General features: G+C 57.5%; 11 protein-coding genes. 7 read left to right on the top strand and 4 right to left on the bottom strand.

All coding sequences use genetic code 11. The features are described 5' to 3' along the window. Window positions 1–260: 260 nt before the first annotated feature. The 5 genes from QW379_06250 (at window position 261) to QW379_06230 (ending at window position 7921) form a co-directional block, all read left to right on the top strand. Window positions 261–2765, top strand: a complete 2505-nt coding sequence (locus QW379_06250; GenBank protein ID MEM2870003.1) for a putative Ig domain-containing protein — start codon at window positions 261–263, stop codon at window positions 2763–2765. Window positions 2766–2938: 173 nt separating this feature from the next. Then, window positions 2939–5485 carry an Ig-like domain-containing protein gene (locus QW379_06245; GenBank protein MEM2870002.1) on the top strand — a complete coding sequence of 849 codons (2547 nt, stop codon included), beginning with the start codon at window positions 2939–2941 and terminating at the stop codon, window positions 5483–5485. 3 nt (window positions 5486–5488) lie between these two features. After that, window positions 5489–6427 carry a ribonuclease Z gene (gene rnz, locus QW379_06240; GenBank protein MEM2870001.1) on the top strand — a complete coding sequence of 313 codons (939 nt, stop codon included), beginning with the start codon at window positions 5489–5491 and terminating at the stop codon, window positions 6425–6427. Window positions 6428–6471: 44 nt separating this feature from the next. Next, on the top strand, window positions 6472–7326 hold the full coding sequence (locus QW379_06235; GenBank protein ID MEM2870000.1) for a DNA integrity scanning protein DisA nucleotide-binding domain protein: 855 nt from the start codon (window positions 6472–6474) through the stop codon (window positions 7324–7326). 97 nt (window positions 7327–7423) lie between these two features. After that, window positions 7424–7921 carry a DUF4443 domain-containing protein gene (locus QW379_06230; protein MEM2869999.1) on the top strand — a complete coding sequence of 166 codons (498 nt, stop codon included), beginning with the start codon at window positions 7424–7426 and terminating at the stop codon, window positions 7919–7921. A gap of 58 nt (window positions 7922–7979) precedes the next feature. Here the strand turns inward: QW379_06230 and thiD are convergent, their stop codons facing one another. Further along, a complete protein-coding gene (gene thiD, locus QW379_06225; GenBank protein ID MEM2869998.1) occupies window positions 7980–9341 on the bottom strand; it encodes a bifunctional hydroxymethylpyrimidine kinase/phosphomethylpyrimidine kinase in 1362 nt (453 codons plus the stop codon). 195 nt (window positions 9342–9536) lie between these two features. On the opposite strand from thiD, the gene QW379_06220 reads away from it, so the two are divergent. Together QW379_06220 and QW379_06215 are read left to right on the top strand one after the other, a co-directional pair. Beyond that, on the top strand, window positions 9537–10841 hold the full coding sequence (locus tag QW379_06220; GenBank protein MEM2869997.1) for a DUF116 domain-containing protein: 1305 nt from the start codon (window positions 9537–9539) through the stop codon (window positions 10839–10841). Between the two features lie 58 nt (window positions 10842–10899). Continuing rightward, on the top strand, window positions 10900–11445 hold the full coding sequence (locus tag QW379_06215; GenBank protein MEM2869996.1) for a V4R domain-containing protein: 546 nt from the start codon (window positions 10900–10902) through the stop codon (window positions 11443–11445). A 35-nt stretch (window positions 11446–11480) separates the two neighbouring features. On the opposite strand, the gene QW379_06210 is transcribed toward QW379_06215, so the two are convergent. The 3 genes from QW379_06210 to QW379_06200 all read right to left on the bottom strand — a co-directional run bounded on the left by QW379_06210 (window position 11481) and on the right by QW379_06200 (window position 14976). Then, complete coding sequence (locus tag QW379_06210; protein ID MEM2869995.1) at window positions 11481–12677, bottom strand: FAD-binding protein; 1197 nt, start codon at window positions 12675–12677, stop codon at window positions 11481–11483. 13 nt (window positions 12678–12690) lie between these two features. Beyond that, window positions 12691–13479 (bottom strand): electron transfer flavoprotein subunit beta/FixA family protein, encoded by a 789-nt coding sequence (locus QW379_06205; protein MEM2869994.1) that lies wholly within the window; start codon window positions 13477–13479, stop codon window positions 12691–12693. Window positions 13480–13665: 186 nt separating this feature from the next. Next, complete coding sequence (locus QW379_06200; GenBank protein ID MEM2869993.1) at window positions 13666–14976, bottom strand: acyl-CoA dehydrogenase family protein; 1311 nt, start codon at window positions 14974–14976, stop codon at window positions 13666–13668. Between the last annotated feature and the right edge of the window lie 19 nt (window positions 14977–14995).

Here is a 14995-nt window from a genome sequence, read left to right as displayed (position 1 = left end):
TTATTGGAGCGCCTGATGATTTCTCGGACATCTCTATATGAAAGTTTGCTCATGGCCCCAGGTAATTTCTCCGAGAGCAAGTATTTATGGGATATCACAATAATGGTAGCTATCCCAAAGGTTTAAAATACCCATCTCTCATTGTTAAATACAAGAGAAGGGGGTAGCGTATGGTCCCGGGCAGGAACCTGTGCTCGCTAATGCTGGTTTGCCTGCTTTGCCTTCCCGCCGCCACAGCTGCTTCCGGAGGGAATGAGGAAATGCCCGTACGGCTCGAGGGCACGGTGGCCCCTCGCGGAGAGTGGACTCAGCCCGCCGACCAGTTGCTAGAGCTCCAAGGTTCCGGGACCACTTTCTCCAACTCCTCTTTCACCATACCACTTCCTTCCAACGCCACAGTGCTCTCCGCCTCCGTAGAACTCGAGGGGAAGCCCGTGGAGAGCTCACTGCAGAGCTTCACATACGACTTCTCGGACTATAGCGAGCACAAGGCTTATGAGGGCGAGACATCGTCCAATAGTCCCGGCACTAAGAAACCCTCGACCTTTCAGGGCGCTGAGTTGTCCGGAGCGGAATACAGCGCGATTGCCAGCAGCGACAACAACCGTGCGGTTTACGCGGTCTATTCCTACAGCCCCCCGACCTACTGCTATCACCTGTTCAGGTTCAAGGTGGCGGTGGACATTTCAACAAAGGTGAGCGTTGAGTGGGAGGGCTACGGAGGCTACCCCTACGGGTCTTACTACCCAGGCGTCGCCACAGTCTTTCTCTGGAACAACGGCACCGGGGGGGAGGGGAGCTGGGAGACAGTGGGGAGCCACGGCCCCGCATCCTCGGACAAGACTCTAACCAACACATTCTCGGGTAGCTCTTATATCGCGAGCACCCCGAACGGTAACTATGTCTATGTTCTGGCCATGTGCACGTCTGGGCAATATTATCTTGGAATACTTACAGACTATGTCAAAATCGTGGTCGAGGGCAAGACCCTGACATATCCGAAGAATCCCACCATGGACATCGGAGCCAATGGAGCAATCGAGTGGAAGCTGCCCGTGGAGAAATTCAACGACCGAGTGACGGTCGGAGACGTATCGATAATGAACGAGCTCGACAAGCTCGTGAAGGGCGCCAGAACCCAGTACGTTGAAATCAAGGTGAAGTTTGGCTCCAATTCCCCCGGAAAGATTCTGGTCTCAAGGTTCACGGTCAGCTACAATGCTCCCCCGTGGTGCACGGGAGTTCCCGACACATTCCATATTGAAGAAGACACAAACGTCCCGAAATTGATCGACCTCAACAACTATTTCACCGACGACAGGGACAAGAACAGGCTGACCTTCACAATCGTTTACGAAGAAGACCCGAAGAAACTCGACGCCGACATAGACCCCGACGGCCACAGCATGAGCTTCAAGACTATGACGAAGAATTGGTGGGGCTCCCTGAGGTTCAGGGTGATGGCGACAGACTCGGACAGCCTGACACGAGAGAGCAACGATTTCAGGGTGACTGTAGACCCCGTCAACGACCCACCAGTCATAACCCCGATAGGGAAGCAGCTTGCGATGCAGGGCGTAAAATGGACGCTGCAGGTGAAGTGTCGTGACGTCGATATGGAGCTCGACCCGGAGGAGGAGGTCCGTTTCTCAGACGACACGCCCCTTTTCGACATAGACCCCTACACAGGTCTGGCGGAGTTCACCCCCAGGCAGGACCAGGTCGGAATCTACACGATTCAGATAACGGCAGAGGACAGGGACAGAGCGACTGACACTGAGACATTCACGCTGGAAGTTCAGGACGCCCAGGATCCGCCAATACTCGAGCCCATTCCCGATCAGACCGCCACAGAAGGCCAGCCGTTCAGCTATTTCGTAATAGCAAGCGACCCTGACATCCCTTATGGTGACAAGCTGACCTTCTCAGACAACTCACCGCTGTTTCAGATAAACCCGGAGACAGGCGAGATAGCGTTCCTTCCCCAGGCGAAGGACATCGGTGAACACAGGATAACAATAACCGTAACCGACACAAGAGGAGGGACTGACAGTCGCAGCTTCACCCTCCTCATCCTTAACATCATGGGTACCACCAACAGACCCCCGAGCGTTGAGCCTGTGGAGAACCAGACAGCGTACGAAGGTATCTACTTTGAGCTGCAGATAAGGGCAACCGACCCAGACCTGGACAGCGGGGACCTCCTTACCTACTCCGACAACTGCCCGGTTTTCGAAATCGGCTCGAGCACTGGTAGAATCTCTTTTAAACCGACCGCACGCGACGCGGGTGAGTACACTGTGAAAATTACCGTGAAGGACCGAGAGGGGCTCTTTGCAATTGTGGAGTTTCGGTTGACGATTCTCAAGGCCAACAGGCCCCCTATTGTCACAGAGATATCGCCCAAGGAGGGCACCCAGGTGAGCTTGGGCAAGAGGGTTTTACTCTCTGTGAGAGCGTTTGACCCGGACCATGACAGCCTCAACATCACATGGATGGATGGGGACATCGTCATCGGCTACGGCCCCAACATTACCTACTCATTTGGCGAGAGCGGGACATACGTTATCACAATCATAACGAGTGATGGCAAGGCTCAGGTTGTCAATGAGACTATCATCGAGGTGGTCGAGCCCGGCCAGGCCGGCAGAAACCGAGCGAACACCCCAGGCTTCGGGCCAGCAGCTATGGTCGCGGTAGCTCTTGTTTCACTCATCCTCCTGGGGCGCAGGAAAATACCCGGAGCATCCCATCGGGCAGGGTGAGGAGCCAAAAAGGAGCCGGAGCGGGGTTGGTGAAGCTTCGAATTCCTCTCCGAAAGCCCGCGACCAAGGAGGTACGGAGGAGCCATACACGCTCCCTAGCATGTCCCCCCAACACATCCGCACCATCGATTCCTCCATAAAATTATTATCGAAGAACGCATAATGTATAACTGATGAGTAAGTACTGGAAGTACTGGAGGTGCGCTGGGGCGCTCACTATTCTTCTTTTAATGGCTTGCTCATGGGCTCCGATTTATAGCGGCATGGTGAGCGATGGGGGCGGCGACGCTACTTCCTCGAGGGGCGAGTACAGGCGGTTCGCGCCTCAGGAAGCAGAGCTCAGGTTCTCTGGTGGGGTTTATACCAACTCCACCCTCACAATTCCCATACCATCTAACGCCACGGTCCTCCAAGCTAGCATGAACATCACCGGTTATCCCGTCACGGGTGCCCTGGAGCTCGTGGACTGCAGCTTCAACCAGAGCGGCGTGGGTCATAAAGCCTACAAAGGCGCCGTGGCAATCCCCGACCGCCCCACGACCTCTCCAAGGCCCTCCCAACTCATGTTCAACGAGTTCACGAGCGCCGAATACACTGCGGTATCCCAGAGCGACAACACATACGCGAGACAGGCCGGCGATAACTCACCCAGTGGGACCGAGGACGGGTTCCACCTTTTCAGATTTAAAGTCCCGATAGACATCTCCGCCGAAGTCACCGTGCAGTGGGAAGGCCACGCGAGCGATTTCTGGGGCAACGCCTGGCATTACAATGTTTACATATGGTTCGAGGCGACCGGGACCTGGCAGAGCGTGGGCGGGGGGCAGTCGGCCACGGACGTTCTGGTCACGAACACCTTCAATGGCCCTGGCTACATCGCCGACAGATGGGTCCAGATACTCGCGACCTGCTACGATGGCAACGAGATAAGGACAGACTTTGTTAGCATCTTTGTAAAAGGCTATCCGCAGATATACCCGACTGACCCAGCACTAGATGTGGGGGGTGATGGAAAGGTCGAGTGGAACCTCGTGGAGCAGAAGTTCAACTACACCGTCACTTTCGGCGACCCCACACTAGCAGCGGCTCTCGAGGCAGGCGCGCGCAACGCCAGTACCCGTTTCGCCATGGTGCCGCTGAAATTCATCTCGACGACAACCGGGAGGGTTGCGGTCAGCGACATCACGGTTTCATACAAGGCGCCGCCCTGGTGCGGCCAGATACCCGAGTACACACTTGACGAGGACAGCACAGCGACTGCACTGATCGACCTGAATCTTTTCTTCGTCGATGACGAGACCACCAACCTAACCTATGAAATAAGTTATCAGGAGGACTCAAAAAAGCTTAGAGCGGAATTGAACCCGGACGGTCATAGCCTCGACTTCAAAACTCCGACCCGCAATTGGTGGGGTCGAGCCGGGTTCAGGGTCAGAGCATTCGATTCCGATGGTCTCATGTTCGAGTGCCCCACGTTCAGGGTTGTGGTCCTCCCGGTCAATGACCCTCCTCAGATTCTGGCCATTGGAAACCAGACCGCCCGGCAAGGGGAGCTATTTACCCTTCAGGTGAGGGCGAGGGATGTGGATATGGACCTCGACCCAACTGAGACCATAACTTTCTCCGATGGGACGGGGCTTTTCGACATCAACCCGGTGACGGGCCTCATCGAGTTCACACCTGCTCAGGAGCACGTCGGTGTGCACGAGATTCCACTGACGGTGACCGACAGAGTCGGAGCCACCGGCTCCCTGAACTTCACCCTCACTGTCGAGGACGCCGAGGACCCCCCATCTCTCGACCCCATTCCAGACCAGACAATCGTCCAGGGCCAGCTCTTCTCCTATCAGGCCAATGCCCACGACCCCGACCTGGCCTACGGCGACACCCTGATTTTCAGCGATGACACCCCCCTCTTCGACATCCACCCCGAGACCGGCATAATGGAGTGGATCCCCGGCAAGACCGACATTGGTATCCACAACATCAATATCACGGTGAGGGACGCCCGCGGTGGCCAGGACAGAAAGCATTTCCTCCTGACAGTTCTCAACCCTAAAGGGACCCTAAACCGGTATCCCACCCTCGAGCCAATTCCAGAGTTGACCGCTCATGAGGGCAGGCCTTTCATCTATACCGTTGCCGCCACTGACCCAGACCTTGAGGATGGCGATGTGCTCACATTCTCTGACAACTCCCCGCTTTTCAAGATAGGTCCACTGAACGGGACGATTTCTTTCGTTCCGGACAGACGCAGCGTCGGCGTACACAACATCACAATCACGGTCCGGGACAGTGAGGGGCTTGCCGATACCGTGACCTTCCGTCTGACAATCGTCAGGGCGAATGCCCCGCCCCGGATCATCTCCCTGAGTCCTAAGAACGGAACGAAAATACTAGTCGGAAAAGAGGTTACGCTCTCTGCGACGGCGTCTGACCCCGATTTAGATGCTTTAAACATAACGTGGCTTCATGCCGACAGGGTACTCGGGTACGGCCCAGAGGTCAAGCTGAAGTTTGAGGAGACCGGGGGCTATATAATAACTGTCATAGTTTCTGACGGCAGGGACGAAGCGAGGAGCGAGCTGGGTCTGGAAGTCGTGAAGAGCCTTCCGGGAAAGGGCGGGGGCGGGCTTCCCGGCTTCGAGATGCTCATGGCACTCGTCCTGCTCCTGATAACTGCCCTCCATGTTGCCACTCGGAGGCGGCCGACAGAATAATTTATGTCTGCTCCTTTCTGGTCCAATGTGAAGCTCGTCGTTCTGGGTTCTGGGGGCTCCTGGCCCTCCAGGGAGCGTAACACTGTTGCAGTAGCCCTGAAGCTCGACGGAGAGGTCCTTCTGTTCGACTGCGCCGAGGGCACCCAGAGACAATTTATGCTCTCGTCGCTCTCATTCATGCAGGTCCAGCGCATCCTGCTCTCCCACCTCCACGGCGACCACTTTTTAGGCCTTCCAGGTCTTGTCGAGACAATGGCGCTCAACGATAGGAGGGAGGGTCTTCACATTTACGGCCCGCCCGGTACCTCAGAGAGGCTCCGAAGGCTCTTCAGCTCCGGTTACTTCTCGGCCTCCTTCCCAATAGCGCTGAGTGACATGAAAGGCGGCGACACCGTGGATTGCGGACGCTACAGAATAACAGCCGCAGAAGCGAGCCACAACGTACCTTCCCTTGCATACGCTGTCGAAGAGAAGGAGAGACCCGGCCGGTTTGATCTAGAGAAGGCAAGGGCTCTTGGAATTCCCGAGGGGAAAATCTATCACAGGCTTCAATCTGGCGAGACGGTTGTGTTGAGGGGAAAAAGGTTTACACCGGACATGGTTCTGGGTCCCCCTCGCAGGGGAAGAAAAATCGTCTACACCGGCGACACCAGCCCCTGCCGGGCTGTGGAGGAGCTGGCGCGCGGGGCGGATGTGCTGCTTCACGATGCAACCTCCGACGATAGCCTTGCGGAGAAGGCCAACCGGTACGGGCACAGCAGCGCGGCTCAAGCTGCGGAGACCGCTAGGAAAGCAGGAGCCGGTACGCTTATTCTGCTGCATATAAGCCCGAGATACAGACAGGAAGACTGGCCCCGCCTCCTTGAAGAGGCACGGCGCGTTTTTCCATCCACGATTCTGGCCTCTGACCTAATGGAGCTGGAGGTCCCCCTCCCCGAATAATAGGGCGGCAAAGATTATCTTTGGGAGGTCCTTTACCTACCACGATGGACCGGACCTTCGTCGAAGTATGCGCCTTGCTGAAGCAAAGACTCGGGCCGACGCTGGCCTATCTCATTTGTGAGGACCCTGAGATTGTTCGCGCCGTCCAGACGGCTCTCGGTGATGTTTCTCTCGTCGTCCCCGTCAGGACAAGCGCGCCTGGAGGTGAGCTTTTTGCGAGCTCTCTCAAGAAGGCCGGCGTCCGCGTCCATCATATCCATGAGGAGTTCGAGCCCGACCTCAGCGTTCTCTCACAGGCGAGGGCCTTGCTACTGTCCGCCCACGCAAGCAGGCTGATGTCCACAAGCGACCGGGTCCTTTTCTTAATATACACAACCGTTTGGGGCTGGGGTTTCTTCGAAGCTCGTGAACTCCGCCGGAGTCGCCTTGAGGAGATTCTGGATGGGAGGGTCCGTGTCGACGTCGTCGAGGCAGTTCTTGACCTTGCCACTGAGCTTCTCCGGGAGGGGAGGGAGGGTTATCCGGTTGGGGCCCTTTTCATCATCGGTGAGCCAGATAAAGTTATGGCCATGACCCGTGAGGGCATCGCCAATCCATTCGAGGGCCACCCACCGAGGTCCAGAAACGTGGCCGACCGTAGGAACTGGAGAACGATAAAGAACTTCGCGGCCCTGGACGGGGCCTGTGTCATAGACCGCGAGGGGAGCGTTGTGGCGGCGGGAAGGTATGTCAATGTGAGCGAGCACTGGGCGACCCTCCTCCAGGGCGAGGGCGGGAGGCACAGCGCAGCAATCGTCGCTACCCTCGCGGCCGGAGCGGTCGCTGTCTGTGCCTCTCAGGAGGGGGAGGTCACCCTTTTCATGGACGGAAAGCCAGCGTACAGGGTTAGGGTGAGGTGAGCATCTGAAGTTTCCACAGAGCAGGTTTGGTCCCGCGCCGAGGTTCAGGAACTTCCATCTCTGGAAGACCATGCTAGTGCTCGGTACGAAGGGTCCGATGGGCCGACAGAGGCTCAGCGAAGTTCTAGGGTTGGGGGAGGGGAGCGTAAGGACCCTGCTCTCATTTCTCCGATCGAGGAATCTACTTGTGATCGACAAAGTAGGGGTAAGGCTTAATGAAAGGGGAATTCGGGAGCTTGAGGCAACAGGCCTCAAGACCGCCTCGGTAAACGCACGCGAGCTCTCTGTGGGAGAGTGCGATGTTGCGGTGCGCGTCAGGGGTGCAGCGCGTAGAGTAAAGGATGGTCTGAGGCAGAGGGACGCGGCGGTGATGGCAGGAGCGGATGGCGCGACGACCCTCGTTTTCAGGGGTGGGAGACTGTTGATGCCCCCCAAAACGGACATCGAGTCATCATGTCCGGAACTCGCGAAAGAGGTGAGGGCCGCGTTTGAGCTGGAGGAGGGCGACGCCATTGTCATCGGTTCTGCGAGGAGTAGGCGCGCCGCGGAAGACGGAGCCATCGCCGCGGCAGTGGACCTGATTGAGGGCGAGTAGGAGCGCGCGGGAGCGGGACCACGGTCGGCCCATGGAAAAGGGAGTGTCCTTCCGAATATTACCCATCGGTCGCTTCAGTGAGGCCCTTCAGTGCCCTGACGATTCTTGTCACCTTATCGGCCACATTTGAAGGGCTCTCGCCCAGGACCCTGACCATGGGCTCCTTGCCGTGGCCGCCCTCATCGAAAATCACGTCCGGCACGAAGCCGAGCGCCCTGATTGCCACTTCTGTTCCCCACTCCATCGTAGAGGTTGAGTGGGGGGGCTCACGGGATCTGTCAAAGCTGCCGATTTTCAGCCCCAACTCCCTGCATACTTCAACGAGCCCAGGCGAGAACCGCAGGTTCACTGCACAGCGGAATCTCCTGTCCCGCCGCATAGCAGTGAGGACAACGGTGGCGAGGTGTTTAGACGCGCCAAAGACGGGATGGCCCGCGCGTCTGACCCGGCTTCCAGCGCGAATTAGCCTGCCCTCAATGCCGCACACATCCTCCCTTCCGGATGCGTAGGGGAGGGCGAAAACCAAGTTGGTGCCGACTTCCGGCACGAGCGAGGGCGGCAGAAGCTCCTCGAGATAAGAGCTCCATCGGTGGACCTCCTCCATCACCCCGTATCTTTCTGCCATATTGTGAAGTATGGCGAAAGGGTTCCCGACAGCCGCCCCTCTGCCGGGTTCTGATGAAAAGCGAATTGCTTCAGTAACGTAGCTTTTTGCCGTCTCAACAGCTTGGAGCACCGTGTTCCCTTTCGCGAGAAGAGCTGTTGCGAAGGCCGAAAACATACAGCCCGTCCCGCGCACGCTCTTCTCCAGTCTCGGAGCTCTCAGTAATTTAAACCTACCATTATAGAATACGTCAATAGCCTCCGCCCCCCCGAGGTGACCTCCTTTGATGAGAACACTCTCGCACCCCATTCCGTGGATCACCTCGGCGGCGCGTTTCATTCCTTCGATGCCGCGAATTTCGAACTCCGCGAGCTCTGACGCCTCTGGTATATTGGGTGTGACGAGGGCGGCCTTTGGAATAAGTCTCTCCCGCAGAACTTGCACTAAATCGGCCTTTGAGAGGCTGGCGCCAACCGTTGCCCTCAGAACTGGGTCGACCACGGGTCTGATGCCCTCCTCGGCAAGCCAGTCCGCAACAATCTCCGCAATCGAGGCCTCATAGAGCATACCTGTTTTAGCGTGTCTTATATTGAAATCTTCTGAGAGGGCCTCGAGCTGGGACCTGACCTGGGCCGGGGTCAGGGGGTGCAGCTCGACGAAGCGCTTGGTATTCTGGGCAGTCAGGGCGGTCACCGCGGAGCACCCATGGACTCCGGCGACTGCGAAGGCCTTGAGGTCCATCTGAATTCCCGCAGCCCCCGAAGGGTCTGAGCCAGCGATGGTGAGGACCGATTCCTCCCTTCTCTCGCCCGTCACACAACGTGTATCTCCTTGTTGGGAGATAATAAATATTGCCCTAAGAACCGGAACTCCCCAGCAATATGTATCCAATTGCTCTACACGAGTGGGCACTGGTTTGTCTGTATAACTCTATCCGAGATTTTCGCTCATCCCAACATACCAATATCCTTTTATGGGAGGTAGGGAATAGGTTTTCCGGAGAGGTTTGCGTTGGCGGAGAAAAAAGGGGGCATCAGCGATGCAAAACTGGCCCTCCTCAACCTCCTTCAAAGAGACAACTTCAGCCGGGTCCCCCCATCGGAGAGAATTCTCTTCCTGCCCCACTGCCTGAGAAATCCAAAACAATGCAGGGCCGAGAGCACTGACGAAGGCCTAGTGTGCAGGCACTGCTCGCCGGACTGTAGCATAAACCGCCTCACCACCCACGCGCGCTCAAGGGGCTATAGGGTTTTTGTAGTGCCGGGAGGAGAGATGGTCTTCAACATCATCGAGAAGTACCGTCCCGGGGCCGTCCTGGGGGTGGCCTGTAGGCACGAGCTCGCCCAAGCGGCCGAGAGAATCGCTGGGAGTAAAGGAGCACTGGGGTTTGCCTACCAAGGCGTTGCCCTCCTCAGGAGCGGTTGTGTGGGCACTCAGGTCGATGTTGAGGCTGTCAAGGAGGTCATAGAGCTCGATGCCTCTGCCACGGCGGTAAAGGTCGGGCCCGTCCAGAGCTCCCGTCCCCCTCTCCGGAAGCGGCTTGCATTCACGGCGGGCTCGGCTATTGCGATCGCCGCAGTGCTCTGTGCTCTTCTACTCTCGCCATCGCTTTTCGCTCCCTCTGGCCTGTCCTCGCATGAATCATTGGCATCACTGCTGATTACAGAACAGACATCCGTGCGTTATATAAAGGACGCAGACGGCCGCCCGACCGCGGAGGTCCGGGTAGCTCTCCAGAACAGCGGTCAGATTCCAGCGACATCTATCAGGGTCAGGGTGACCGCTTTCTTCACCGGCCAGCCCTACCTGCCAGAGGAAGGGGGAGCAGTTGAAGTGCCGCTCAATATGACGCTGCGCACTGGAGAAACTTCCGAGGCTTTTGTCAATGTTAGGGTCCACGACCAAAACGACACCTCCTTGCTTATCGAAGTGATTTCAAACGGCCGAGTTGTCTCATCAAGATACGTGAGGTCCCCGAATTCGGTATTCATTGCTGAAGCCCGTCTCTCCGAGTACGTGACCATGATTCCATCGGGCAGAGCGGCCAACGTAACCGTCGAGGTGTTTAATGAGCAGCCCGTCAGGCCTCCCGGGAGCCTGAGGCTCGTGCTGCGCTGCTACTCCTCCTTCAACAGGAACTCCGCCTGGGACACGGTCGAGGTCTCCCAGCCCTCCCCGCTTGCGCTCAACCAGACTTGGTCCTGCTCGGTAGTTCTGGACGTCAACGACCTCGACCCAGGACGACCCACCTTTGTCGTCGAGCTTTTTGAGGGCAGCGCCTCCTCACCCCTGGACAGCACCATGGTGCAGGGGTGACCGAAATTATTTTATCACCCCCGAGAATACCCAAGGCGGAGAGAAAGAGTGGTTTGGTTTGGCCGAGGAAGACGCGAGGTTCATCAAGCTTCGTAAGTCAGACATCGCCTCTGTGCGGAATCTTCAGGAGAGCGTGATGCATGAGGCGGCCCCGGCCCTCCAGTTTAGAACGGGGCAGGCACTTGGCTCCAGAATTGCGCGCGCGGCCCGACCCTACAAGCAACAGTACTTCGAGATGGTGCGAAAGATACTGGTGGACGAGGGCTGGGTGAGGGAGATTCAGTTCGTGAACGACACGGTTTTTACCATTGGTTCCATCGAGACGGAAAAGTGTGACAGGACCACCTGCAACATGCTTCGGGGCCTCCTCTCCAAGATATACGAGGGCTACTTCGGGAAGGTCACACACTGCACTGAGATTGAATGCGAGAGCTGTGGAAAGACCAGATGCGTGTTCAAAATGAGTTTTGTCGATAACAGAGCGCCGAGGCCCGCCCAGGGCAACCACGCGTTCCCCCAGCCGATGAGCCTACACGGCCTAACCCGGAACGGCCAGAGCCAGACAGGGTTATATTACGGCCAGCAGCGGCGCGCGCAAGGATGAACCCGCCGGTCACCTACCCGCTTTCTCCCGGGCCTTTATTTGCAAGCCTTCCTTCTCCGAATCTCCTCGGTTAGCGCGGGCACGATCTGAAAGAGGTCGCCCACAACACCGTATTGGGCGAACTCGAATATGGGGGCTCCGGGGTCCGTGTTGACGGCGATGACCAGCTTCGAGCCCCTCATTCCCACGGTGTGCTGGATGGCCCCCGAAACACCACACGCGATGTATAACTTCGGAGAAACGGTGATACCGCTCTGGCCCACCTGGACAGATTTCGGCTTCTTCCCCAGATCAATCGCCACCCGGGAGGCCCCCACAACGCCGCCGAGCTCGTCGGCGAGAGCCTGGAGAAGCTCGAAACCATTCGCGTCGCAGGCGCCCCGCCCGCCCGTCACAACGACGTCGGCCTCGTCTATTTTCTTCCCTCCCGCAGCGCAGGTCCTGACCTGCTCGCGCAGGTGGACGCGTGCGCTCTTCGGGTCGAGCTTGACAGGGACCTCCACGACTTCAGCTCTCCGCCCCCTCTGAGGTTCTGGCTTTGGCATCACGTTGGGCCTGACCGTAGCCATCTGAGGTCGCGTGTAGGGGCAGAGAATATCGGCCATAATATTTCCGCCGAACGCGGGCCTGGTCTGGAGCAGCATCCCGTCCTTTATAGAAAGACCGGTGCAGTCGGCGGTGAGGCCCAGCCCGAGCGTTGCGGCCACTCTTGGGGCTAGGTCCCTCCCCATCCTGGTCGCCGGGAAAAGAACAATATTGGGCTTATGCTTGGCGATGAGACCTGAAATAACTGGCGAATAAGCGTCTGTGGTGTAGCGGGCGAGAGCCTCGCTCTCGGCCAAATAGACCACATCTGCGCCATACTCCGCGAGCGAATCGGTGTACTGCCTGACGCCGTGGCCTAGCAGAAGGGCGCAGACCTTTTGGCCTAGCTCGGCGGCTAGCTCCCGAGCTTTCCCCAATAGCTCGAAGCTCACGCCCTTCATGCAGCCCTCTCCAACCTCGGTCACGACCCAGACGTCCCTATAGAGCGAGAGGTCCACCTTGACCTCACGCCTCTCTATCGTTATCGCCTGGACCGGGCAGATCTGCACACATGCTGAGCAGAGGGTGCAGAGCTCGCCTATCCTCGCCTTCTTTTCCACAATCGTGATCGCTCCGAAGGGGCAGCTCTTCGAGCACAGCCCGCAGCCTGTGCACTTCTCAAAATTGACCTGAATCGGTTCCGTCACCAGCCTCACCTCCCTAAATAAAGCCCTCTTTTGCCAGAACGTCCGCGAGCTTCCTAGCGATCTCGGTCGGAGTTCCCTCGAGCATCACCGCCTTTTCCCTCTTCGGAGGTGTGTAGACTCTTGTGACGGTGGTGAAAGAACCCTTCAGCCCCAATTTCTCGGGGTCGCCTCCAACGTCACAGATTCCCCATGTGTCTAGCGGCTTCTTCTGGGCCCTGCTTATTTTTGAAAATGGCGGGTTGGTCGGGACGAAGTCGGAGGGGGTCATCAGGGTTAGGAGCGCGGGCATCCTTGCCTCAACAACCTCGTAGCCCTCGTCGAGCTGCCTGCGCGCCACGACTTTTCTCCCCTCAATTTCAACTTTGTCTACATAAGTGATCTGGGGGAGGCTAAGAAGCTGGGCGAGCTCGGGTCCCACCTGCGCCGTGTCACCGTCAATTGCCTGCATTCCGCACAAAACGAGGTCAAACTCACCCAACTTTTTGATGGCAAGCGAGAGCGAGAGGGCAGTGGCCCATGTGTCCGCGCCGGCGAAACCCCTGTCGCACAGCAGAACTCCCCGGTCGGCGCCCAGCGCCATCGAGTGGACGAGCACCGACCTTGCCTGTGGGGGTCCCATGGAAATTGCTATAACCTCCCCTCCCCCGGCGGCGTCCCTTAGCCTCACGGCCTCCTCGACCGCGAATTGATCGAAGGGGTTGATGATGCTCGGCACACCCTCTCTGATGAGGGTGCCGGTCTTCGGGTCAATCTTCACCTCGGTAGTATCGGGCACCTGCTTGACGCAGACCGCTATCCTCAACGGACATCCCCCTTTCGATGGCCGGAATGAATTTCTTATATAATAGGATAACGAAAAAGCCCACGGGGTTTTCTGGTCCCACAGGCCAGGACACCCCTCTCCTATCCAATCCCTCTGTTTCGTGTCACGTGGCGAGGCCTGCGGGAATGAGGTGCGGATGATGGATGCGAGGAGCCGGGAGCTGTCTCACTTGTACGCTATGAACTCCCTCCCCAGCAGCTCGCGGGCGATTATGAGGTGCATTATCTCGGTTGAGCCCTCTGCAAGTGTGAATGAGCGAATCGCCCTGAAGGCCTTGACCTCCGGGCACTCCCAGGTATAGCCAAACGCCCCCTGCCACTGCATCGAGTGGTTGATGGCCTCAAAGGCCCAGGTCGGCGCCATCATCTTCGCCATCGCTATCCACTTGCTGACCTCGAATCTGTTGGCCTTGCCCTCTCTCGCCTCCTTCGTGTATAGCCAGAGCGCTTTGTATGCCCAGTCGCGGACAAACTGAATCTTTGTGTAGTCCTCCGCGAGCTGGAACTGGAGGGCCTCATACTTTCCTATTGGCCTTCCGAAGGCCTTCCTCTGCTTGAGGTAGTTCATCCCGTTCTCAAGGGCCTTCATCGCCGCGCCGCAACAAACGAGTGATATAATTCCTCGCGCGAGCTCGTAACCTTCGTGGACGATGTAGAATCCCCTGTTCTCCTCGCCTATGATGTATTTAGAGGGGACTATCACATTTTTCATATTGAATCCGCCCGTGGACATGCCTTCTCTGCCGAGCTCCCTGTCCACAGTGATCGTGATACCGGGGTTGTCCTTTAAGGGCAGGAAGAAAAGGGTCATTCCCTTGGTCCCCGCGGCGAGGTCCTGGCGGGCGAGGGTCACGTGGCCTCCGCCCATCTTGCTCGCCTCGCGCACCCCACTAATGTAGAGCTTATCGCCGTTAACTATGAAATGGTCCCCTTCTTTCTTGATCGTCGTTCTCATATTTGCAAGGTCTGATCCAATATCGGGCTCTGTCGTGGCGATCCCGCAGTATTTTTTTCCCTTGCACACATCAGGAAGAATCTCCTTCTTCCCCTCCTCCTTCCCATACCTGCAGAAAACATGACTCCAGGATGCGTCGACGAGATAGAAAACCGCCGTGGAGGCGGTCGGATCAACGCGCCCGAGTTCTTCGCCGATCAGGCCCGCCATTATCATGTCCATGCCAGGGCCCCCGTACTCCTCCGTGACGCAGGGTCCGAGGAGCTCGAACTCCGCCAGGGCCTTCACAATCTCCGGCGGAATCTCCTGCTTCTCCTCCATCACCGGAAGGTACGGCACGACTTTCTTCTGCAGATACTCCCTTAGGCTCTGCCTGAACATTTCCTGCTCTTCCGTAAATGTGTAGTCCAGCATTCTCCGTCCCCCATGGAACCTCGCTACTACCCTAGTAGCTGTCCCCGTATAGTTTGATGATATTAAAGGATTGTCCTGCATACGTGGCTCTGGAGGCGCGGGACGCATCGGGACGTGTCCCAGAGGC

The organism is Thermoplasmata archaeon, assembly GCA_038851035.1.
Taxonomy (GTDB): Archaea; Thermoplasmatota; DTKX01; order VGTL01; family VGTL01; genus JAWCLH01.
Note: the sequence above shows the minus strand (reverse complement) of the source record. Positions and strands in the feature narration are given on the sequence as shown.